This is a genomic window from Lacihabitans sp. CCS-44, from assembly GCF_024343735.1.
In the GTDB taxonomy this organism is placed as follows: Bacteria; Bacteroidota; Bacteroidia; order Cytophagales; family Spirosomataceae; genus Leadbetterella.
In genome coordinates this window covers 26,576-47,475 of the sequence record NZ_RJUE01000056.1, presented here as the reverse complement: position 1 = coordinate 47,475, position 20,900 = coordinate 26,576, and the positions used below count along the sequence as shown (strand labels likewise).

Genomic DNA, 20,900 nt, shown 5'->3' with positions numbered 1-20,900 from the left:
AAAATGATCTTAGACAAAGTTAGCTTTGATAAAGTGCTTTTCGAAAAGGAATTAAAAAAAGGCCTGAAGGAATTACTGCCAGCTGAAATGAAAGAATTAAAAAACTGGTGCTATGAAAAGTTCGGAAAAGTTTATCAAACTATGCTAAATAAGGTTTTCAGAAGAGTAGAGCTTGCGTAAATGAAAACAAAAATGTCGCCTCCAAAGAAGCGACATTTTTGTTTATTTTCTATTGAACAATAATCTTTTCCCCGATTTTTTGTCACTAAATTTTCCTTCGTCATAAAGCATTTCTCCCGAAACAAAAGTCTTGACTACACTTGAGCCAAAAGTTTTACCTTCAAATGGCGACCAGCCCGCTTTGTATAAAATATTTTCTTTCGAAACAGTATATGATTTGTTTATATCTACCAGCACCAAATCTGCCCAATATCCTTCTCTAATGTATCCTCTGCCGTCTATTTTGAAACATTCTGCTGGTGCATGGCACATTTTCTCAACGATTTTCTCAAAGCTTATTTTACCTTTCGCATAGAAGTCGAGCATCACCTGCAAACTATTTTGAATGAGGGGCAATCCCGAAGGAGCATTCCAATAGTCTTGGGCTTTTTCTTCGGCAGTGTGTGGTGCGTGGTCGGTGGCAATGATGTCTAGCTTGTCATTTAGCAATCCTTCCAATAGCTTTTCTCTGTGATTGTGTTTGATGGCCGGGTTACATTTTATTTTGGTTCCAAGAGTTTTGTAGTCTTCTGCATCAAAATAGAGATGATGCACACAAACTTCAGAGGTAATTCTCTTTTCTGATAAAGGAATGGTGTTTTCAAATAATTCAAGTTCTTCCCCAGTCGAGATGTGCAAAATGTGTAGTCTTGTATTGTGTTTTTTTGCTAAGCCTACTGCCATTGAACTTGAGATATAACACGCTTTTTCGTTTCTTATGAGAGCATGAATATCATAAGGAACTTCGGTGTCATTATATTTTTCTTTATAGAATTCTAAATTGGCTCTAACAGTACTTTCATCTTCACAATGTGTGGCTATAAGGCCTGAGAAATTACCAAAAATACCTTCAAGTGTTTTTTCATTATCAACAAGCATATTTCCTGTAGAACTTCCCATAAACAACTTAAGTCCACATACTTGGCTTAAATCTGTTCTCATAGCTTCGTCGTAGTTGTCGTTAGAGCCACCCATAAAAAACGAGTAGTTTGTCCAGCTAGATCTGGCCGCTATTTGATATTTGTCCTCAAGGAGTTCTTGAGTAAGGGCATTTGGTACCGTATTAGGCATTTCCATAAAACTCGTAGTACCACCAGCCAAGGCCGCTCTGGATTCACTTTCAATCGTGGCTTTGTGTGTGAGGCCAGGCTCCCTAAAATGTACTTGGTCGTCTATTATGCCTGGTACTAAATATAGACCTTCTGCGTCAATAATTTCGTGGGCAATGATATGGCTTAAATCTTTTCCTATTCTCTCGATTTTTCCATTTTTTATAAATACATCAAGCTCTTGGATTTTTCCTTCATTTACAACTTTTGCATTTAATATCAGTGAAGAAGACATAATGATAATTTATGATATTTTTTTCAATTCAGTTTTTGCAGCATTCACTACCCAATCATACTCGGATATTTTCAAGCATTCTTTATAAAAAGCTTTGGCCTTGCTTATATCCTTTTGTTTTGCAAATATACGAGCCATTCCCAAATATGCCATTCCATGATATTCTTTCGTGTATCTGTCATCGTGTGGAATCTTTAGGGCTTTAGCATAGTTAATGAACGCACTTTGTGTGTTTTTTCTTGAATGCTCATCGGCATATGCCTCAAAAACTAATGCCGATAGCTGGCTCACTTTATCTTTTTTGAGTTTTAGTTGGTCGTTGAGTTTTATGGCCTCATCAAACTCACTGTTGAGCAACAAACTCTCTATATGCTTTATTTTAAAAATATAATTATTTGGATATTTTGAGTTGAGAATGGATGAGTATGTCAGTGCCTTTTTGAAATTCGATTCGTATTTAATATTGATATTAATTAGATAAAGAGCGGCTTCTGTTCTGCTAAAAATTGATTTTTTATATGAGTTCTCCAATTCTTGAAGTCCAAGTTTTTTGTTTCCGTCTTCAAAAAACATCATAACGGGCTTTACAATTGGGTGTGACTCGGGGTATTGAATCCGATAAAAATTATAGAGGCCAGTTGCAAACAGAAATTCTGGATTCTCATTTTTGTATTTCTTTCCTTCATTAAAGAACGAGTGTGCTTTTTTGGCTTCGCTGGCAGCTTCAAAATATTCTTTCTGATAGTTATTAGACAAAGCTATAAATCCGTGTGCGGCAAGGAGAAAAAAAGTAGCTTCTTTTTTATGTTTTGTATTTTTATAAATATTTTTAGATGCAGATACGCATTTGTTCAGTTCCAAGATATATCTCTTTAGTGCTTCTTGGTTTTTATCTATCGGTATATTTTCCCATTGGAGCTCGATAGCGTTTAGTAAATATTTAACAGGATGCAAAGGATAAGCTGTTTTTACAGAGCTTAATACTTCCTTTGCTTGATCAAACTGCTGATTGTAAAGTAAGTCCAATCCTTTAATAGTTAGGTCTTTGTTTTTTTCATCTTCCAAAAATTGAGCGTTTGCTTGAAGGTGGAAGATGACAGCAATTAACAGTATGAATTTAGATTTCATAAAATAAAAAAACCCTTTCGCTGGTTGCAGTGAAAGGGTTTTAGTTTGTTAAGATATTAATATTATAAGCTAGTGCTTAAGAAGTTCATAACTTCTTTGTAATTTTTCATGTCAACACCACTTTTCTCAAGAGAAGCACCAACAGTTTTTGAAGTAACAACAACATCAAATGTTAGGTCGCCATTTGGTTTGTAAGCAGTTGAACCATTCGTTCCAAACAATTGAGATTGCATTCTGTAAAACAATTCTACTTGGCCTGTCTTATATCCATAGTCTAAACGCTCAACAGAATTGTCAAAATCTTTTGTGTAAAGAATAGGAAGAGCTTTGAGGGTTTCACCATTTTTAACGAAAACCATCACAAATTTATCAGTAGATACTAAAGCGTTAGCAATTGCAACTCCGCCCCATTTGCTAGATACGCCATTGCCTACGCCGGTAACGTCTACTTCTTTCCAATCAGTAGCTTTTACCGTTGCTTGGAAACTTTGAACGTTTGCATTTCCATTTATTCCATCTTTACCGTTAGTTCCATTAGTACCATTAGTTCCGTTAGTTCCATTAGTTCCAGCGGTACCCTGTGGGCCAGCTGGCCCGATTGGTCCTTGAATACCTTGATCACCTTTACAAGACCATAATGAAACAGTTGTAGCTAGTGCAAAAATTGATAGTAGCTTTACTAATTTGTTCATAATTTTAAGAATTAAGATTTATTTGACTTCGAGATTTTTAGCAATATTATTCAAAATTGAACAACTTTGCAAGATAATTCAATTGAATATTTATTTTACGGTAATATTTTTTCAAATAACATAATTAAAAACAAAATGGACAAACTCGATTGCCTAAATCAAGTGGCTGATTTTCATACAACATTTCATCATCCAATAGAAAAAGTACCTGTAATTCCCGCTCAGAAACGTTGTGAGCTTAGGGTTGAGCTCATTTCGGAAGAACTTAAAGAACTGGCAGAGGCTATTCAAAATAATGACTTAATTGAGGTAGCAGACGCCCTTTGTGATATCCAATATGTATTGTCCGGAGCTGTTTTAGAATTTGGACTTGGAGATAAATTCAGAGAACTTTTTGATGAAGTTCAAAGATCAAACATGAGCAAAGCTTGTGCAAATGTAGCGGAGGCTGAAGCTACTGTGGAGCATTACACCAAGAAAGGATTTGAGTGTTATTTTAAAAAAGATGGTGACAGGTATTTGGTTTACAGAACGGCTGACAATAAGACACTTAAAAACATTAACTATTCACCCGCTGATTTGAAATCTATTCTTGAAAAATGATGATAAATCTAAAGGATGCACTTCTCGATAGGTTTTTGAGGTATGTAAAGATTGACACGCAGTCTGATCCGGAAAGTCATTCGAGTCCATCGACTGAAAAGCAGAAGAATTTGGGCAAACTTTTGGTTGAAGAATTGATTTCGTTAGGCATAAACAATGCCGAGATAGATGGGTTTGGCGTTGTTTATGCCACTTTAGATACCAATTCAAAGAAAGTAGATATTCCTAAAATCATGTTTTGTTCTCACATGGATACTTCGCCAGATTGTTCGGGTGAAAACGTAATACCTATTATTCATGAAAATTACCAAGGGCAAGATTTGGTTTTGCCAGATGATAATTCTCAGATAATTAGAATGTCTGAACACCCTGACTTAAAACATCAGCTTGGAAATGACATCATTACGGCCTCAGGAACTACACTTTTGGGAGCCGATAATAAAGCTGGTTTGGGGGCAATAATGACTGCATTGGAATATTTGAAAAAAAATCCTACTATCAAACATGGCGATATAAAAATCCTTTTCACTCCTGATGAAGAAGTGGGACGAGGTACTGAAAATGTGGATTTGAAGCGTTTGGATGCAGATTTCGGATATACTGTAGACGGAGAAACCTTGGGTTCTATTGAAAACGAGACTTTCTCAGCCGATGGGGTTGAAATTAAGATTCATGGTGTGAGTACTCATCCTGGTTTTGCCAAGGGAAAAATGCAAAATGCACTCAAAATTGGTGCTGAAATCATAGCAAAATTGCCTAAGGAAATACTTTCGCCTGAAACGACAGAAAACAAAGAGGGATTCATTCATCCGACTGATATTCAAGGAAATGTCGAGTTCTGTAAGTTAAGTTTTATCATCCGGGATTTTGATGAATCTGGACTTTTGGAGAAAGAAAATCTGCTCAAAGAAATAGTTGAAGGTGTGCTTAAAGAACACAACAATTCGAGCTTTGAGTTTATAGTGAAAGAACAATACCGTAATATGAAAGTGGTATTGGGCGATCATCCACAAGTGACCGAAAATGCTATTGAGGCCATAAAAAGAGCAGGAATTGAACCCAAGTTGCAAAGCATACGAGGCGGTACAGACGGTTCTAGGTTATCGTTCATGGGTTTGCCTTGCCCGAATATTTTTGCAGGAGAGCATGCTTTTCATTCCAAATTAGAGTGGGTTTCGGTGCAGGATATGCTTAAAGCGGCGGAAGTTATTGTAAATTTGGCCATAATTTATGAAGAAAGGGCATGACGGAAGTTCAGGAAAATATAACAAATCTTAAAAGTCAAATTCCGTCCGGTGTAAAACTGGTTGCGGTTTCGAAATTTAAGCCAAAAGAATTGCTTTTGGAGGCTTACGAAATTGGCTTCAGTGCTTTTGGGGAAAACTATGTGCAAGAATTGGTGGATAAATACGAAGTCCTACCGAAGGATATTCAATGGCATTTTATAGGGCATTTACAGACAAATAAGGTCAAATATATTGCTCCTTTTGTACATTTGATTCACTCCGTGGATAGTTTTAAACTTTTGAAGGAGATAGATAAGCAAGCCGCGAGAAATGAGCGTGTTATTGAATGTTTGATACAAATATACATAGCTAAAGAGGATTCAAAAACTGGCATGGATAAGGCTGAGTACTTGGAAATGCTGGAATCACAGGAGTTTAAGTCACTAAAAAACGTTAAGGTAAAAGGTTTGATGGGTATGAGTACTTTTACCGATAATATGAATTTGGTTCGAGAAGAATTTAGAAGCCTGAAAGACCTTTTTGAACAAACTCGAAGCCTAAAAGTAGATAATTTTTCATTAGAAGAAATTTCAATGGGAATGAGTGGTGACTGGCAATTGGCAGTGGAAGAAGGTAGCACAATGATAAGAGTTGGGAGTTCTATTTTTGGTAGTCGAGGTTAATTTGTTAATTTGCTAATTATTAATGTATTAATGATGTTGTTAGTTTCCGATTTTCAGATTCAAACAAAATTTAAAAAAATCACTTTATGAATAAGTTTTTTCTTCTTTCCGGTTCGGTTTTAGGTCTTTTGGGCGTGGCAATTGGTGCTTTTGGTGCTCATGCTTTGAAGGCAATGTTAGAGGCGTCCGGCCGAGCGGATACCTTCGAAACAGGGGTGCGTTATATGTTTTATCATGCTATAGCATTAGTATTAGTTGGGATATTAAGCAAAGAATTCCCCGGAAATACCATCAACTGGAGCGGAAATACCTTCCTTTTGGGTACTTTGATTTTTTCGGGTAGTTTGTTTTTGATTTGTTTTACAGGTATTAATGTATTTGGTGCAGTGGCTCCAATCGGTGGTACTTTGCTGGTAATTGGCTGGGGCTTGTTATTTTGGAGTGTTTTGAAAGGTTGATTTACAATCCCTGCATGGTCACCAATTTTCGATAATATCCGTTTTCTTCATCGAAAAGACTTTGGTGAGTGCCTTGCTCCACCACTTCACCGTTTTGAATAACATAGATTTTGTCAGCGTTTTGAATGGTACTGAGTCTGTGAGCTATCACTAACGAAGTTCTGTTTTTCATCAAATTGGCCAAAGCATCTTGCACAAGTTTTTCGGATTCTGTATCGAGGGCTGAGGTGGCTTCGTCCAAAATAAGTATGGGCGGATTTTGCAAAATGGCACGAGCTATAGAAAGTCGTTGTTTTTGTCCTCCTGATAGTTTTGTACCTCTGTCGCCGATGTTGGTTTCGTATCCTTCGGGTTGATTTATGATAAATTCGTGGGCGTTTGCAATTTTAGCTGCGTTCTGGATTTCCTCCAAACTTGCATTTCTTCCAAAGGCTATGTTATTTAAAATGGAATCATTGTAAAGCATCGGCTCTTGGGTAACCACTCCAATATGTTCTCTAAGGCTTTTCTGACTGATGTTTTTAATATTTTGGTCATCTATTAATATCTCGCCTTTTTGCACATCGTAAAACCTTATCAACAAGTCTGCTATGGTAGATTTTCCCCCTCCAGAAGCACCGACCAAGGCCACTGTTTGCCCTTTTTTGATTTCTAGACTTATATTTTTCAGGATTTCTTTATCTTCAATGTATGAAAATCCAACATTTTTGAATTCTATTTTGGAGTTAAAACTCTCTAAAACCTTAGCGTCTTTATCATCCACAATATCCGCCTTTTGGTCAATCAATTCCATCACTCTTTCGCTGGATGCTAAACCTCTTTGAGCTGTACTAATGGCCTGAGAAATTTCTTTGGCTGGTCTAATGACTTGAGAAAATATGGCAATGTAAGAGATAAAAGTTGAGGCCGTGAGTGAGCCAGTGCCTTCCAAAATCAGGCTGCCACCAAAATAAAGTAAGGAAGCCACCATACTTATTCCGATAAATTCCGAAAATGGGTTGGCCATTTCTCTTTTTGAGGCGTATGCAAACATAGACTTTCGGTAGGCTGTGTTTTGATCAAAAAATCTTCTCGAAATAAATCCTTCAGCCAAAAAACCCTTCACTACACGCATACTCCCAAAGGCTTCGTCCATTATACTTATAAGATTACTAAGGCGTTGCTGACTGTCGCCTGCATTGTGTCGCATTCTTTTCAGTACAATTCCAAGAAAAGCCCCAGTAACAGGAATTACAATCAATGAAAACAGTGTTAGTTTCCATGAAATATAAAAAAGGGCTACCAAGTAAGCGGCCAACAGTATGAATTCTTTGATAGCTGCCGAAAAAGAGTTGGCTATCGAATTTTCTACTTCTTGTACATCTGTTGTGATTCTTGAGATGAGTTCGCCCTTTTTTTCGTTGGAATAAAAACTCAAATGTAAGTGTAAAGTGTGCTCAAAAACTGCCTGACGAAGGTTGGCCACCATGTTGGTTTTGAATCTTTCGAGCAACCTCAAACTAAAATATCTCGAAACATTGGCGACAAAACTAACTCCTAGAATGGTAAAACAGACGAATTTTAACCCACCGAGTTTGCCATCAGAAAGTATAGCTTCAGCAAAAAACTTTTGGTACCAATCGAGATATTGAAATTTATCTGGCGTTTTGTTGGCCATTTCAACAATCACACTGTCAGCTACTTGGCCAAAAAGTACATCAAGCAGAGGTTTTAGTAAAACCAAGTTTAAAACACCAAAAACTCCGGCAATGAGAGAGGTGAATACGAAAGGAACCACAAAACTTCGGAGGCTACCAGCGTATTTTAATATTTTGAAATATATGTTCATTGTGAGCAAAATTAGAAAAGGAATTCTGGATAAACCTTATTTTTTTGATTTAGGTTTGTAACCGCTAAGGTTTTTAAGGGTTCTTGGTTCGAACCTACTTTTGATAGAACACGGATTACATGGATTTGAAACGGATTTTTTATTTTCTTCTAGTTTTATTATTTGCCAGTTGCAAATCTGAAAATGCACCGAAAGATTTACAGCGAGCGGTGTATTTTTGGAAGACTAATTTTGAGTTAAGTCAAAAGGAGAAGGTGTTTTTGGAGGAAAATGAGATAAAGAAAATTTATTTAAGATTTTTTGATGTGGATATGCTTCAAAATGAGGCCATTCCGAAAGGAATTGTCTCGATAAAAACTAAGGTAAATCAAGAAATTGTACCCACTGTCTTTATAACCAACCGCGTTTTTGAAAGGCTGAAGTTTGAGCAAATCGAAGTTTTATCGACCAATGTATTGGGCCAAATCAATAAAATATCAAATGCACATAAAGAAATTCAGTTCGATTGCGACTGGACTTTAAGTACAAAAAACAAGTATTTTTTCTTTTTGGAGAACATAAAGGAGAAGTCACCAAAAAGCATGAAATTCTCTGCCACTATTCGTTTACATCAAATAAAATTTTATGAAAAAACTGGCATTCCACCTGTTGATGAAGGTGTTTTGATGCTCTATAATACCGGCGATTGGCGAAAATTGTCCGCCGAAAATTCACTTTTTGATGCCCAAACAACAATGAATTATTTGGACAATCTCTCCGAGTATCGGATAAATTTGACTTTTGCTTTTCCGTTTTTTCAACAAGTTTTGGCCTATCGAAATGGGATTTTCTATACTTTTATAAAAAATTGTACGCTCAGTGAAATCAAGGTCAATGAGGCCTTTGAAAAAACGAAAACAGAAAATCAATTTTTGTGTAAAAAGGACGTTCAGTTCAAAAATATTTCGTTTCGAGAAAACGATATTTTGAAATTCGAGAACTCAGAATTTGAAAAAGTAAACAAGACAAAAAATAGAATTTTACAGAAAACAAAAGCCCTAAAAACTACCATAATTCTTTATCATTTAGATGAAAAAAGCCTTTCAAACTACAATCAAAGACAGATTCAGGAGTTTTTCTCCCAAAACTAAAACTTTCATAAAGTTGTGTGCGGTTATGGCCATATTGGCTTGTGGCCCAAGTCCGATGGACTATGCGGAGTACTTTTCGTTGTTTTACCCCGAAAACGCCAGCACGCCTGCGGCTACCAAGCCCTATTATTTTTCAACAAATTTCTTGAACGAAGAGCCGTATTTTTATGAAGAAACCCCGTCTCCAAAAGCCGAAACGGTAGAGGAAACCGAAAATATAAATGCATGGGAGGCTTATTTAAAGTCCAAGGTTTCGAGAGATGTGATAAAGTCTTCGTTATATGGCGAGTCCAAATTGAGCTTGTTGGCTTCAAAAGTTTCAGCCTTCGACAAAGTTGCGAGTCTTTATCTGGTTTTTGCTCAAGAGGCAGAAGCCGCCACTCCGCATAAAGTCAACTATTGGGAGGAGAGTCCTGCAGTCGATTCGATCAAAATAGTGGATTTGATAGATAAGGCCGATGAAGGATTTCAAAATGCCACAAATGATTTTCTGAAAGAAAGATATCTTTTTCAGAAAATTAAGCTAAGTGGCGAAATCGGTCGGTATGATAATCTTATTGATGATTTTGCGGCAAATTCTCGTGCCATAAAACGAAAATCGTTCATTTCTGATTGGTCAAAAAGCAGGGTTGCAGGGGCAACTATGGCTCTTGGAGATACCGCCAATGCGGTTTTTATGTTTGCTCAGATTTTTAACGATTGCCCTTCAAGACGATTTGCAGCAGATTTAAGTGTCAGAAGAATCAGTCCAAAGTTTTTTGCAGAAGCTCTTGAACTCGCTACAAAAAGTGACGAAAAAGCCAATGTTTTAGCATTACAAGGAATTCAGCCGCTTCAGGACGGACTTGAAATTTTGGATAAAATTTATGATTTGAACCCTAAACATCCACTTTTGGAGTTGGTTTTTGCGAGGGAAATCAACAAGAACGAAATGGCGTTTTTTGCTGAGAAAAACAGTACAGTTTACGGTAATTTCGATAATTATTACGACGATAATTATAAAATTGACCAAGCCAAAGTAGATGCTCAACACAAAAAAGGAGAGACGTATTTGGAAAAATTATTGAGTTTTTCTGAAAAATTGAGTTCTGACGGAAAAGTAGAAAACCCTCCGTTTTGGAACTTATCAACGGCCTATTTCCTCTACCTCAAAAACGATACAAAAGCTGCCTTGGAATTATTAAATGGCATGAAAGTAGATGGAAATGCCAAACTCAAAAAACAAGTAGAATTTTTGACTTTCGAGATGATGGATAAAACACCATCAGACGAGACAGAACAAAAAATGCTTAATACAGTTGCTTCATTCACAGATATTAAAGAGTTCAGGAACAACAATTTGCTCTTGAAAATGAGCGAAACATTGGCCAATTATTACGCCAACAAGAAGGAAGAAGAGAAAAGTGGGTGGTTTTGGTCGTGTTCCGATGATAAAGCTGGTGGTCAGGGTAATGCGGTGAAGGCATTTTTGGCTCACAGTATTGCGGCGGGTTCTGATTATGGCAGTGGCTACCAAATAGGTACTAGTCACAATGCTTTGATAGACACTTGTTCGTCAGATTTCTTGCAAAAACTAATAGCTTTTACTCAAAGTAAAGACTTGAATATCAATGATAAAAAGCTTGTTGAGCTGTCCAACCTAAAGCCTGATTACATGAATTTGGCTCTGGCAAGAAGACAAGTCTCGGAGTCAAAATTTGCTGAAGCGTCAGAAACTTTTAAACTTGTTTCGGCCCAAACGCTAACTGACAATGGTTTTGATGAAAATTTTGAAAGTATTTCAAATGATATAAGATTAGGTAGTGCCGGTAGCGAGGATTCTCCGAAAGTATTTTTAGAGAAACTGGCGGATTTAAAAACTAAGGTTGGCGAAAAAAATGCTACGGCCATAGACTGCTACGAATACGGCAAAGGATTATATAACCTCAGCTATTATGGCCAAGGATGGATACTAACCCAAAGGGGCAAGAGCACGGCCGATTTGGAATACAATGATGAGCTAAAATCGGATTATTATCTTACTGAAAACGCCAGAAAAGCGTTCGAAGAGGCACTTTCTCTAAGCCCTGAAAAGGAACTTGCCGCCAAAATATGTTACGCGGGAGCACTTTGTGAGCGTAATCAGTACTTGGTGAAATATTATTCCGAGAGGCCCGATGATTACTCTCAGGAAGAGTCGTATACGGCCAAAATGCGAAAGAATGAGTTGCCAAAGTATCGCACTTTTTTCACCAAACTTTTGAAGAATTACCAAGATACTCAGTACCAAAAGATGGTATTGAAAGAATGTGAAACTTACGCCAATTTTGTAAAATAAGTTATGTTGTATTTAGCTTTAAGTATTTTATTTTCAGTGCTTTTGTTGGTCAATTTCAGGGTTTTTCCGAGATTCAACATTAGCACTTTTCAGGCTATTGCCATCAATTATCCTGTCTGTTTTCTTACAGGTATGTTGCTCATGCCTGAAGGCCAAAGTTTTCGTTTGGATTTATTGCAAAATTGGACATGGTATAGCCTCGCTTTGGGCGTTGGGTTTATTATTACGTTTATTTTGAGTGGATTGGCTACTCAAAAAATCGGAATGACCATTACTTCTATGGCCAATAATGTTTCGTTGGTTATTCCAGTTTTGTTCAGTTTACTGGTTTTTGGGAGTGGAGGCAAGACTTTCGACTGGATCAATTACTTCGGACTTTTGTTGGCAGTGGTCTCTGTTGCTATTGCTACTTTCAAATCGGAGTCTAGTGTAAAAGCCAATTTTTGGTTACAAGGAGGATTGGCCTTGGCGGTTTTTTTGATGTATGGCATTACCAATACGGCTATAAACTATTTGAATATCACATATATAGCTGATGCCAGCAGGGTGGTTCTTGTAACACTTGTAATGGTTCTTGGAGCATCAATTTCTGGAATTATTCTACTGATTATCAGGGTAATAAAAGGATTTGAGAAGATTGAAATAAAAAATATTGCTGCTGCATTTACGCTTGGGGTTCCCAATTTTCTATCTTTTTACTTTTTGATTCTCACACTGGGATATTTCGGCAATAGTGGTGCATTTGTTTACCCTATCTACAACATGGGTGTTATTTTGGTTTCTGCATTTGTGGCCATTTTGTTTTTCAAAGAAAAAGTATCTAACCTGAATAAACTCGGGCTTTTCTTGGCCGTTATCGCCATCTTGATGATTTCTTGGCAAGAGGTTTTAGGATGACAAAATAGACAACTTTTGGAAAGTTGTCAACTGTAAATCAATCATTTTTTCACCCCTCTTTCTATGTTTTTCTTTCCAGTATCCTCATTTTTTCCTATCTTTGCATCCTTTTTGATTTTTCGAAAAGGCTGATAATAAAATATTTATATAAAAAGAGGGATAAGTTATATGTCGAATATAGTAGCAATAGTAGGTAGGCCAAACGTAGGGAAGTCTACATTATTTAACAGACTGATAGAGGAGCGTGTGGCTATTACTGACAACCAATCGGGCGTGACACGTGATAGGCACTACGGAAATGCGTTTTGGTTGCAAAAGAACTTTACGGTTATAGATACAGGTGGTTATGTGGTTGGCTCAGATGATACTTTTGAAGAGGCCATCAGAAGTCAGGTAGAATTGGCTTTGGATGAAGCGACTGCTATACTTTTTGTGGTGGATACCAAACAAGGATTAACAGAGTTGGATGAAGAATTTGCCAACGTTTTGCGTAGGTCTAAAAAACCAATTTTTGTAGTAGCTAACAAAGCTGAAACTTTCGAAAGAGCCAATTTGGTGGCTTCGGAGTTTTATGGAATGGGGCTTTCAAGTGAGGTTTACCCAATTTCGGCAGCAGATGGCTCAGGAACGGGTGAATTGCTAGATGAAGTCGTAAAATATCTTGAGTTTGACCAAGAAGAAAATCCGAATGAAGGAATACCAAGAATATCAATTTTAGGACGTCCGAATGTAGGAAAGTCGTCATTTTTAAATGCATTATTGGGTAAGGAAAGAAGTATAGTGACTGACATAGCCGGAACAACCAGAGATGCCATTGATACGCACTACAAGATGTTTGGCAAAGATTTTATCTTGACGGACACCGCTGGTATCAGGAAAAAAGCCAAGGTAAATGAGGATATTGAATTTTATTCGGTTTTGAGGTCCATAAAAGCCCTGGATAATTCGGATGTTTGTATTGTGCTTTTGGATGCAACTTTAGGACTTGAATCGCAAGATGTGAGTATTATTGCTCAAGCCCACAATGCCAAAAAAGGAATTGTAATAATGGTGAACAAATGGGATGCTTTGGAGAAAGACTCTAAAACTGCCGATACCATGAAAAAGGATATTTTAGAAAGACTGGCTCCAATGAATTATATGCCCATTATTTTTGCTTCGGCTTTGGAAAAGCAACGTATTTTCCAAGTTATAGAAAAGGCTATGGAAGTTTATGATGTTAGAAAATCTCAGATTTCGACCTCGAAATTAAATGATATTCTACTGCCAATCATTGAGAACTATCCGCCACCTTCAATGAAAGGTAAAATGGTTAGAATCAAATATATCGTGCAGGTACCAACCCCATCGCCGACGTTTGTGTTTTTCTGTAATTTGCCTCAGTACGTTATGGAATCTTACCAAAGATTTTTGCAAAATAAAATTCGTGAACACTTTGGATTTGAAGGTGTGGCAATAACGACGTTTTTTAGAAAAAAATGATAAATCGGGCACAGCCCCGATTTATTAAAAGAATAGATATTTTTAGTGTTTAAGGTGGTTTTAAGTATCAAACAGCAAATTTCTTTTAGAAAAATGTATATTTGTTGAAAGAAGTACGAAAAATGAAGACAATACATTTGCAAGTTCCGGATGATTTAGATTTGAAAGAGTATGATTTTTCGATGATAATAGCATCCAAATTATTTGAAGAAGGTAAACTTTCGTCTGGACAAGCCGCCGAAATGGTGGGTTTGTCGAAAGGAGCTTTTTTAGAAGTTATTGGCAAATATGGAGTTTCTGTTTTTAGCAATTCCTTGACAGACTTGTATTCAGATATTTCCAATGCCTAATATTGTAATTTCCGATACCAGTTGTTTGATTTTGTTTCAAAAAATAAATCACCTAGAAATTCTTCTCAAAGTTTATCAAACTGTTATTACCACTCCTCAAATAGCAACTGAATTTAACGAAACTTTGCCTTCTTGGATTAAAATCGTTTCCGTAAAAGATCAAAAATATTTGGTTTTTCTTTCAACCGAGGTTGACATTGGTGAAGCAAGTGAAATAGCATTGGCAAAGGAATTGGATGATCCGCTGGTAATTTTGGACGAGCTAAAAGGTAGGAAATTGGCTAAAAAATTGGGCTTGAAAGTAACTGGTTCGCTTGGAGTTATTCACAAAGCCAAAGAATTGGGAGTAATTTCGGCCATCAAACCAATACTTGATAAAATTGGAGAAACAAATTTCAGAATTTCTGATAAGATTTTGGCCGAACTCCTTTTACTGAACAACGAAAGTTAATACTATAATATTCAAGAAATCAAATGGCAAAACACACCTTACTAATGGAAGGTCCTGATGCGAAGGGGCTTATTTTTCATGTGACGAGTGTTCTTTTTAACAACGAATGCAACATTTTAAGGCAGGATGAATATGTAAGTCCGAATGGCTGGTTTTTTATGCGTACCGAATTTGTGAGTGCTGATGATTTCGATACTCAGAAAGTTTTAGTTGATTTGCGAGTGAAAGTGCCCAGTGAGGAAATACAGTTCAGGCTAAATACTCAAAAGAAAAAAGATATAGTGTTGCTTTGTACCAAAGAACACCACTGTTTGTCCGAAATTTTGATTCGTTATGCTTTTGAAGAACTCAATGCTAACGTACTGGCTGTAGTCAGTAATTACAATACTTTGGAGCCCTTTGTAAGTAAATTTGGTATTCCTTTTCACCATGTTTCGGCAGAAGAAAAAACCAGAGAAGAACACGAAGCCGCTGTTTTGAATACATTGGACATATACAATCCTGAGCTTTTGGTTTTAGCTAAATATATGCGAATTCTTTCCCCAGATTTTGTATCCAAATATTCGAATAAGATCGTCAATATTCATCATTCTTTCTTGCCAGCCTTTATTGGAGCCAATCCTTACAAACAAGCTTTTGAACGTGGAGTAAAAGTTATCGGAGCCACGGCACATTTTGTAAATAATCACCTCGACGAAGGTCCGATCATTGCCCAAGATACCAGAGAGGTAGACCATCGTTACTCAGCAGCAGACATGGCCCGTGATGGCCGAGACGTAGAAAAAATGGTGCTGATAAAAGCTTTGAAACTTGTTTTGGATGATCGAGTTTTTATTTTTGGGAATCGGACGGTGATTCTTTAAAAGAAATATCCAATCCGAATCACGAACGGAGAACCACTGCCACCGAAAGTTTGCATACTTCTGTAGCCAAAGCTTGGAGCACCAATGTTATACATTACTGATATAAAACTTCCCCGTTGTTCGGCATTGCGACCTTGGTAGAAACCTATTCCAACAAGCGGTGAGCCGCCCCATTTCCTTGCAGGTCCATCTACTTCCCAATTGTAAAAGTTGGTTTCGGTATTGGGTGCATTCATAAATTCGTATTCTGCTTGGGCAAATATAGGCCTCCAAACCTTCTGCCTTACAAATGCTCTTCCTCCAACAGCTATGTTGTTGTTTTTTTGACCATATACACTTGAACCTTGATATATAAATGAAGCTCCTAAACCCATTATGGTTCCTTTGTCAGTAACATCATAGCCCACCATCGGCGATACGTCAGCGTACAGTGCCCCCCAAAATTGCACCCAAACATTGCCACCATAATGCATACGTTGTTTCCAAGCTGGTTTAGGTTCTTCAAAAAGGACTGGTTTTTCTTCTTGCTCTTCGGCAGGTTCTTCTTCAATCGGTTCGGCAGGTGGAATTATCTGAGCGGCTAGATTCAGGCTCAAAAACATCAATAATAGGATTCTATACATACACTTGGTTATATTCTTCTTCAAAAGTAGGCAGTTTAATGTTTTCAATCATCTGATTTTCCAACATTTTTGCCCATTCTTTCATGTAAACGACTACATCGTCTTTTTGATTGTGACTCAAAGTGTATTTTTTGTCACCCAAGCCTTCCAATATCTTCGGGTCTGAGAGTTTTTCGAGATGTTTTAAATCATCTGTTGTAAATCCGAAGGTCAACAATTCGAAAATTATCAAATCTATTGGCATTTCGGTTTGACCACAGTAGTGATTTACTTGCTCATTCCAGTCACCATGCCCTTGCATGGCATAGGCGTGTATTTCAGCTTTGGTTCTTTGAGTTACTACTTGAGCTAAGTTTCCACAGTTACACGAACCCATGTGTCCCCACATATATGGAGAGCCGTTTTCTATGCTGTCTGCTGTTTTTTTCAATGCCTCTATTACTTCAATACTTGCTTTAGCCATGATTATGAATGTTTTATTTCATTTAAAAACCAACAATAATAAAAAAAGTTTTGGGTATTTCAATCCAAAAATTGAAGGGGGGCGTAATTAAACCAAACAAATTTAAAAAAGAACAAACAATGAAAAAATTACTTAAAACTTTAGGATTAGCGGTTGGCTTTGCATTATTGGGATCTTCGGCATTTGCACAAAGCGGAACAGTTACAGTAGGCGGAGAAGCTATGTATCCAAAGAAAAACATCGTTGAAAATGCCGTAAATTCAAAAGATCACACCACGCTTGTGGCAGCAGTAAAAGCAGCTGGATTGGTAGATGCTTTGATGGGAGCAGGTCCTTTTACAGTTTTTGCACCAGTAAACTCGGCTTTTGATAAATTGCCTGCAGGAACAGTAGCAACTCTACTAAAACCTGAAAACAAAAGCACACTTTCGAAGGTTTTAACCTACCATGTAGTGGCAGGTAAACTGGATGCAAAAGACATGATGAAATTAATCGAAAAAGGTAACGGAATGGCGAAGCTGAAGACGCTTTCTGGCGGAACATTGGTGGCCAAAATGAATGGCGACATGAACATTTCCATCACGGACGAAAAAGGCGGAGTAGCCAATATCGCTATCTACAATGTTTATCAGTCAAACGGCGTGATACACACTTTAGATACCGTTCTATTGCCAATGTAATTCTTTAAGTTTTGCACAAATTATTGAAAATCAAAAACTGAACCCTTTAAAATCCCTCTCCCGCGGAGAGGGATGGAGGGTAAGGTTAAAAAAAAAAGACCTTGATATCAAAGTATTCCTCCAATATGTGTTTTGATATTAATTTTTATGTATTTTTAAAAAACCTCTAAACAAATTTTATTTTGACAACGCAAATTTCAGAAGAAGAATTGGTGAGGTCGCTCAAACAAAATAGCCAAAAGGCCTTCGAATATTTGTATGATAACTACTCGGGAAGTTTGATGGGAGTTATCATAAAAATAATCAAGGACACAGAAAAATCAGAAGATATCCTGCAAGATGCATTCTTGAAAATATGGCGAAAAATTGGCGACTATGACCCATCAAAAGGCCGACTATTTACCTGGATGGTAAACATAGCCCGCAACACAGCCATTGATCAATTCCGGAAGGATAAAAACATTTGGCTTGAAGACATTGACGAATCTATCGGAGCAGTGGACAAAAAGGCGAGTTTTCAGCCTGAAATGTCGCTTTTCGATATAAAAGGACTAACAGATAAACTAAAGACAGACAGGAAAGTGTTGATAGATATGGTTTATTTTCAAGGTTATACGCAAGAAGAGGCGGCGGATATTTTACAGATACCGCTCGGAACGGCCAAATCGAGGATAAGGACAGCTCTTCAAGACCTAAAAACTATTTTTAAGATATGAATACCAGCGAATATATAGCATCCGGTATATTGGAAGCATACGTGCTTGGCTCGGTTACACCCCAGGAAAAACAAGAAGTGGAGTGTTTATCGAAAATATACCCAGAGATAAAAACAGAACTAACGACGATAGAGGAAACGATGGAAACTTATGCTAAAATGCACGAAGTAAAACCATCTGCTCAACTTAAATCTAAGATATTTGCCCAAATGAATTTTGATCAGGAGATTGAAGAAGGTGGAAATGTTTTGGAAAATGAAACGCAAGAGGAAATAATAGAAAGGGAAGTAAAAGTGATACCGATGTGGTCTAAAATTGCAGTGGCAGCATCAGTAGTCTTTGGATTATTGTTAGGTTGGACATTTCAAAACTCAAGAGAGATTTCTAATGAGTTAGCTGCTACCAAAGCCCAAATGGAATCAGAAAAGGCACTTAGTTCCAAATCAGAAGGTTTGTTGGCTTTGTATAAAGACTCCAAAAACGTGCCGATGGAGCTTAAAGGTGTAGAAAAATCGCCTGATAGCAAAGTGATGGCTTTTTGGAACAAAGAAACTGAGGAAATGAAACTCATGGTAGAAAATTTACCAGCCGTACCCAAAGGTAAGCAATACCAAGTATGGGGCATAGTAGATGGCAAACCTGTAGATATGGGTATGATTGACCTCAATTTTGAAAATAAAATATTGGCCATGAAAGTGCCCAAAGGCAATATAGCAGCGTTTGCGATTACGCTCGAAAAACAAGGGGGAAGTCCTACACCTACATTAGAGGAAATGTATGTGATTGGGAACGTTTAGAGGTAAAGTGTGAGAGCCCTTAACACCATTGTCGGCGGACAGTGGTGTTTTTCTGTGTATGCAGATTGCCTTTCAACGTTCCAATATCACTGTTTAAATAATTTTTTTTGGAGGTCAAGGAAAATTGTCATTGCTTTGTCAAAATTAAAATTTTGAATAAATGAAAAACCTAGTTTTGCCTTTACTTTTGGTCTTTTCGATAGCAACTAAAGCTCAAGAAACTACGCCAAAAATGGTTATTGATAAATATTTAGAATCTATCGGTGGGAAAGCCGCCATTGACGGTATCAAAGACTTCTCTATGGATCTGACCGCGGATGTGCAAGGACAGGCCATGAGTATGGTAGTGAGAAAAAAAATGCCTAATAAGTTTCTGACAATAGTCAAAATCGACGGAATGGGTGAGGTAAACAATACGGTTTTTGACGGAACTAAAGGTAAAATGACCCAAATGGGCCAAGATCAGATGATTGAGGGCGAAGCCGCAAAAGGTTTAGAAGCTCAGTCTAACATCATCGGAGAGGTGGTTTATTTGACAGATTTGGGAAAACTAACTTATATGGGTAAAGAAACGCTAGACGGTGTTGAATGCCACAAACTTAAAGTTTTGAATGCTGCTGGTGAAGCAGAGGAGTTTTATGAAGTAATTTCTGGATTAAAAAAACGCCAGATAAACGAAGTAGAATCTCCAATGGGAAAAATGAAAATAACGATAGATTACGCTGATTATAAACAAGTAGGAAGTGTTAAATTTCCTCATTCACTGAAACAAGACATGGGTATGATGGCTTTTGAACTTAAGGCGACTGAAATAAAAGTAAATTCTGGTTTGGAAGATACTTTGTTTGAGGTAAAATAAAATACAATTGTTGGATTTATTGAAAAAGCAGTCATTTATGGCTGCTTTTTTTGTTGTAGATTGCATAAAAAACTTGATCATGATGAAAGCCATTCTTCTAAAAGGCCCCAACGATTGGGAATTATCTGAAATACCAAAACCAGTTCCTGTCAAAGGTCAAGTATTGGTAAAGATGGCCTTTGCACCTATCAATCCCTCAGATTTAGCCTTTTTAACGGGCAATTATGGTCTGAAAAAGCCCTTTCCTGTAGTGCCAGGTTTGGAAGGAAGTGGAGTAGTGGTGGAGTCGGGCGGTGATTTTATGGCCAACAGATTATTGAACAAAAACGTGGCTTGTACCGCTCCCAATACCGGCAATGGCACATGGGCCGAATATATGCTCACAGATGCCAACAAATGCATGGATTTGAGTAAAAGTGTGAGTTTGGAGCAAGGTTCTATGTTGTTTGTAAATCCATTGACTGCCCTTTCTTTTACCAAAAAAGCAAAGAAAATGAGTGCTGACCTCATCGTGTTTTCTGCTGCCGGAAGTGCACTGGGACAAATGGTTACACATTTTGCAAACGAAATAGATGTCCCAGTTTTTGGTTTAATACGCAAAGAAAACCTCAAAGATGAAACATTGAAAAAGGGATTTTCTAAGGTCTTTTGTACTGAAAATAATGATTATCTGAAAGAATTAAACTTAGCTGCAAAATCATACAAAAAGGTGATATTTTTCGATGCCGTTGGCGGAGGCTCTATACCGTACCAAATATTAAATGCATTGCCAGACAATACCAGAATGGTGATTTACGGTAGACTTGATCAAAATCCCAGTGATTTTTCTCCTCAAAATATCCTATTTAAACAAAACACGGTTGAAGGCTACTGGCTTAGCAAAGAAGCACAGAAAAAGTCCATCGTGGAAGTAATATTGGACGTCAGAAAAATCCAAAAAATGCTCTCAAAAGGATTTGAAACACAGATTCAGAAAAAAGTAAAATTGTCAGAATTGAATTCTGGATTAGAAACTTACGTAAAAGGAATGTCGGCGGGTAAGGTTTTGATTGATTGTCACTTCGACTCACTCAGTGACCATAGTTGACTCA

At 37.3% G+C, this 20,900-nt stretch carries 23 protein-coding genes; 17 read left to right on the top strand and 6 right to left on the bottom strand.

The features are described from left to right. The first annotated feature begins 3 nt into the window (after positions 1-3). Entirely contained in the window at positions 4-180 is a 177-nt protein-coding gene (locus tag EGI26_RS11180) for a hypothetical protein (protein WP_255078360.1), read from the top strand. A gap of 42 nt (positions 181-222) precedes the next feature. Here EGI26_RS11180 and EGI26_RS11175 read toward each other — a convergent pair whose 3' ends face one another. The 3 genes from EGI26_RS11175 to EGI26_RS11165 form a co-directional block, all read right to left on the bottom strand. Next, on the bottom strand, positions 223-1,563 hold the full coding sequence (locus EGI26_RS11175; protein WP_255078359.1) for a dihydroorotase: 1,341 nt from the start codon (positions 1,561-1,563) through the stop codon (positions 223-225). Between the two features lie 9 nt (positions 1,564-1,572). Then, the gene (locus tag EGI26_RS11170; protein ID WP_255078356.1) at positions 1,573-2,691 is read right to left on the bottom strand and encodes a hypothetical protein; all 1,119 of its coding nucleotides are present in this window, start codon (positions 2,689-2,691) and stop codon (positions 1,573-1,575) included. Between the two features lie 62 nt (positions 2,692-2,753). Then, on the bottom strand, positions 2,754-3,383 hold the full coding sequence (locus EGI26_RS11165; protein ID WP_255078355.1) for a hypothetical protein: 630 nt from the start codon (positions 3,381-3,383) through the stop codon (positions 2,754-2,756). Between the two features lie 135 nt (positions 3,384-3,518). On the opposite strand from EGI26_RS11165, the gene EGI26_RS11160 reads away from it, so the two are divergent. From EGI26_RS11160 to EGI26_RS11145, 4 genes are all read left to right on the top strand, one after another. After that, positions 3,519-3,986, top strand: coding sequence for a nucleoside triphosphate pyrophosphohydrolase family protein (locus EGI26_RS11160; protein WP_255078354.1), 468 nt, complete (start codon positions 3,519-3,521; stop codon positions 3,984-3,986). After that, positions 3,986-5,233: a peptidase T gene (pepT, locus tag EGI26_RS11155; protein ID WP_409035363.1), complete on the top strand. Its 1,248-nt coding sequence runs from the start codon at positions 3,986-3,988 to the stop codon at positions 5,231-5,233. Before EGI26_RS11160 ends, pepT begins: the two co-directional genes overlap by 1 nt. Further along, positions 5,230-5,895, top strand: coding sequence for a YggS family pyridoxal phosphate-dependent enzyme (locus EGI26_RS11150; RefSeq protein ID WP_255078352.1), 666 nt, complete (start codon positions 5,230-5,232; stop codon positions 5,893-5,895). Before pepT ends, EGI26_RS11150 begins: the two co-directional genes overlap by 4 nt. An 86-nt stretch (positions 5,896-5,981) precedes the next feature. After that, entirely contained in the window at positions 5,982-6,353 is a 372-nt protein-coding gene (locus EGI26_RS11145) for a DUF423 domain-containing protein (protein WP_255078351.1), read from the top strand. A gap of 1 nt (position 6,354) precedes the next feature. Here the strand turns inward: EGI26_RS11145 and EGI26_RS11140 are convergent, their stop codons facing one another. Further along, positions 6,355-8,181 carry an ABC transporter ATP-binding protein gene (locus tag EGI26_RS11140; protein WP_255078349.1) on the bottom strand — a complete coding sequence of 609 codons (1,827 nt, stop codon included), beginning with the start codon at positions 8,179-8,181 and terminating at the stop codon, positions 6,355-6,357. Positions 8,182-8,306: 125 nt separating this feature from the next. On the opposite strand from EGI26_RS11140, the gene EGI26_RS11135 reads away from it, so the two are divergent. The 7 genes from EGI26_RS11135 (at position 8,307) to purU (ending at position 15,671) form a co-directional block, all read left to right on the top strand. Beyond that, a complete protein-coding gene (locus EGI26_RS11135; protein ID WP_255078348.1) occupies positions 8,307-9,311 on the top strand; it encodes a hypothetical protein in 1,005 nt (334 codons plus the stop codon). Continuing rightward, positions 9,250-11,628 (top strand): hypothetical protein, encoded by a 2,379-nt coding sequence (locus EGI26_RS11130; RefSeq protein ID WP_255078347.1) that lies wholly within the window; start codon positions 9,250-9,252, stop codon positions 11,626-11,628. The genes EGI26_RS11135 and EGI26_RS11130 overlap by 62 nt, the downstream gene beginning before the upstream one ends. Positions 11,629-11,631: 3 nt before the next feature. Continuing rightward, positions 11,632-12,525, top strand: coding sequence for an EamA/RhaT family transporter (locus EGI26_RS11125; protein WP_255078345.1), 894 nt, complete (start codon positions 11,632-11,634; stop codon positions 12,523-12,525). 168 nt (positions 12,526-12,693) lie between these two features. Then, positions 12,694-14,007 carry a ribosome biogenesis GTPase Der gene (der, locus tag EGI26_RS11120; RefSeq protein ID WP_255078344.1) on the top strand — a complete coding sequence of 438 codons (1,314 nt, stop codon included), beginning with the start codon at positions 12,694-12,696 and terminating at the stop codon, positions 14,005-14,007. 122 nt (positions 14,008-14,129) lie between these two features. After that, positions 14,130-14,357 (top strand): UPF0175 family protein, encoded by a 228-nt coding sequence (locus EGI26_RS11115; protein ID WP_255078343.1) that lies wholly within the window; start codon positions 14,130-14,132, stop codon positions 14,355-14,357. Continuing rightward, positions 14,350-14,808, top strand: coding sequence for a DUF3368 domain-containing protein (locus EGI26_RS11110; protein WP_255078341.1), 459 nt, complete (start codon positions 14,350-14,352; stop codon positions 14,806-14,808). The genes EGI26_RS11115 and EGI26_RS11110 overlap by 8 nt, the downstream gene beginning before the upstream one ends. Positions 14,809-14,831: 23 nt before the next feature. Beyond that, positions 14,832-15,671 carry a formyltetrahydrofolate deformylase gene (gene purU / locus EGI26_RS11105; protein ID WP_255078340.1) on the top strand — a complete coding sequence of 280 codons (840 nt, stop codon included), beginning with the start codon at positions 14,832-14,834 and terminating at the stop codon, positions 15,669-15,671. Here the strand turns inward: purU and EGI26_RS11100 are convergent. Next, a complete protein-coding gene (locus EGI26_RS11100; RefSeq protein WP_255078338.1) occupies positions 15,668-16,294 on the bottom strand; it encodes a hypothetical protein in 627 nt (208 codons plus the stop codon). The genes purU and EGI26_RS11100 overlap by 4 nt on opposite strands. Then, positions 16,287-16,757: a hypothetical protein gene (locus tag EGI26_RS11095; protein ID WP_255078337.1), complete on the bottom strand. Its 471-nt coding sequence runs from the start codon at positions 16,755-16,757 to the stop codon at positions 16,287-16,289. The genes EGI26_RS11100 and EGI26_RS11095 overlap by 8 nt, the downstream gene beginning before the upstream one ends. Positions 16,758-16,876: 119 nt before the next feature. Between EGI26_RS11095 and EGI26_RS11090 the strand changes: the two genes are divergently transcribed. The 5 genes from EGI26_RS11090 (at position 16,877) to EGI26_RS11070 (ending at position 20,896) form a co-directional block, all read left to right on the top strand. Further along, on the top strand, positions 16,877-17,437 hold the full coding sequence (locus EGI26_RS11090; RefSeq protein WP_255078336.1) for a fasciclin domain-containing protein: 561 nt from the start codon (positions 16,877-16,879) through the stop codon (positions 17,435-17,437). A gap of 182 nt (positions 17,438-17,619) precedes the next feature. Beyond that, entirely contained in the window at positions 17,620-18,153 is a 534-nt protein-coding gene (locus EGI26_RS11085; protein WP_255078335.1) for an RNA polymerase sigma factor, read from the top strand. After that, entirely contained in the window at positions 18,150-18,950 is an 801-nt protein-coding gene (locus EGI26_RS11080; RefSeq protein WP_255078334.1) for an anti-sigma factor domain-containing protein, read from the top strand. Before EGI26_RS11085 ends, EGI26_RS11080 begins: the two co-directional genes overlap by 4 nt. A gap of 160 nt (positions 18,951-19,110) precedes the next feature. Next, a complete protein-coding gene (locus tag EGI26_RS11075; protein WP_255078333.1) occupies positions 19,111-19,809 on the top strand; it encodes a hypothetical protein in 699 nt (232 codons plus the stop codon). 79 nt (positions 19,810-19,888) lie between these two features. After that, entirely contained in the window at positions 19,889-20,896 is a 1,008-nt protein-coding gene (locus EGI26_RS11070; protein ID WP_255078330.1) for an alcohol dehydrogenase catalytic domain-containing protein, read from the top strand. Positions 20,897-20,900: the final 4 nt, after the last annotated feature.

What these genes read in the sequence shown, in the direction of transcription:
- EGI26_RS11180 (WP_255078360.1), top strand. Translation starts at nt 4, where the DNA reads ATGATCTTAGACAAAGTTAGCTTTGATAAAGTGCTTTTCGAAAAGGAA.
- EGI26_RS11175 (WP_255078359.1), bottom strand. Translation starts at nt 1,563, where the DNA reads ATGTCTTCTTCACTGATATTAAATGCAAAAGTTGTAAATGAAGGAAAA.
- EGI26_RS11170 (WP_255078356.1), bottom strand. Translation starts at nt 2,691, where the DNA reads ATGAAATCTAAATTCATACTGTTAATTGCTGTCATCTTCCACCTTCAA.
- EGI26_RS11165 (WP_255078355.1), bottom strand. Translation starts at nt 3,383, where the DNA reads ATGAACAAATTAGTAAAGCTACTATCAATTTTTGCACTAGCTACAACT.
- EGI26_RS11160 (WP_255078354.1), top strand. Translation starts at nt 3,519, where the DNA reads ATGGACAAACTCGATTGCCTAAATCAAGTGGCTGATTTTCATACAACA.
- pepT (WP_409035363.1), top strand. Translation starts at nt 3,986, where the DNA reads ATGATAAATCTAAAGGATGCACTTCTCGATAGGTTTTTGAGGTATGTA.
- EGI26_RS11150 (WP_255078352.1), top strand. Translation starts at nt 5,230, where the DNA reads ATGACGGAAGTTCAGGAAAATATAACAAATCTTAAAAGTCAAATTCCG.
- EGI26_RS11145 (WP_255078351.1), top strand. Translation starts at nt 5,982, where the DNA reads ATGAATAAGTTTTTTCTTCTTTCCGGTTCGGTTTTAGGTCTTTTGGGC.
- EGI26_RS11140 (WP_255078349.1), bottom strand. Translation starts at nt 8,181, where the DNA reads ATGAACATATATTTCAAAATATTAAAATACGCTGGTAGCCTCCGAAGT.
- EGI26_RS11130 (WP_255078347.1), top strand. Translation starts at nt 9,250, where the DNA reads ATGAAAAAAGCCTTTCAAACTACAATCAAAGACAGATTCAGGAGTTTT.
- EGI26_RS11125 (WP_255078345.1), top strand. Translation starts at nt 11,632, where the DNA reads ATGTTGTATTTAGCTTTAAGTATTTTATTTTCAGTGCTTTTGTTGGTC.
- der (WP_255078344.1), top strand. Translation starts at nt 12,694, where the DNA reads ATGTCGAATATAGTAGCAATAGTAGGTAGGCCAAACGTAGGGAAGTCT.
- EGI26_RS11115 (WP_255078343.1), top strand. Translation starts at nt 14,130, where the DNA reads ATGAAGACAATACATTTGCAAGTTCCGGATGATTTAGATTTGAAAGAG.
- EGI26_RS11110 (WP_255078341.1), top strand. Translation starts at nt 14,350, where the DNA reads ATGCCTAATATTGTAATTTCCGATACCAGTTGTTTGATTTTGTTTCAA.
- purU (WP_255078340.1), top strand. Translation starts at nt 14,832, where the DNA reads ATGGCAAAACACACCTTACTAATGGAAGGTCCTGATGCGAAGGGGCTT.
- EGI26_RS11100 (WP_255078338.1), bottom strand. Translation starts at nt 16,294, where the DNA reads ATGTATAGAATCCTATTATTGATGTTTTTGAGCCTGAATCTAGCCGCT.
- EGI26_RS11095 (WP_255078337.1), bottom strand. Translation starts at nt 16,757, where the DNA reads ATGGCTAAAGCAAGTATTGAAGTAATAGAGGCATTGAAAAAAACAGCA.
- EGI26_RS11090 (WP_255078336.1), top strand. Translation starts at nt 16,877, where the DNA reads ATGAAAAAATTACTTAAAACTTTAGGATTAGCGGTTGGCTTTGCATTA.
- EGI26_RS11080 (WP_255078334.1), top strand. Translation starts at nt 18,150, where the DNA reads ATGAATACCAGCGAATATATAGCATCCGGTATATTGGAAGCATACGTG.
- EGI26_RS11075 (WP_255078333.1), top strand. Translation starts at nt 19,111, where the DNA reads ATGAAAAACCTAGTTTTGCCTTTACTTTTGGTCTTTTCGATAGCAACT.
- EGI26_RS11070 (WP_255078330.1), top strand. Translation starts at nt 19,889, where the DNA reads ATGATGAAAGCCATTCTTCTAAAAGGCCCCAACGATTGGGAATTATCT.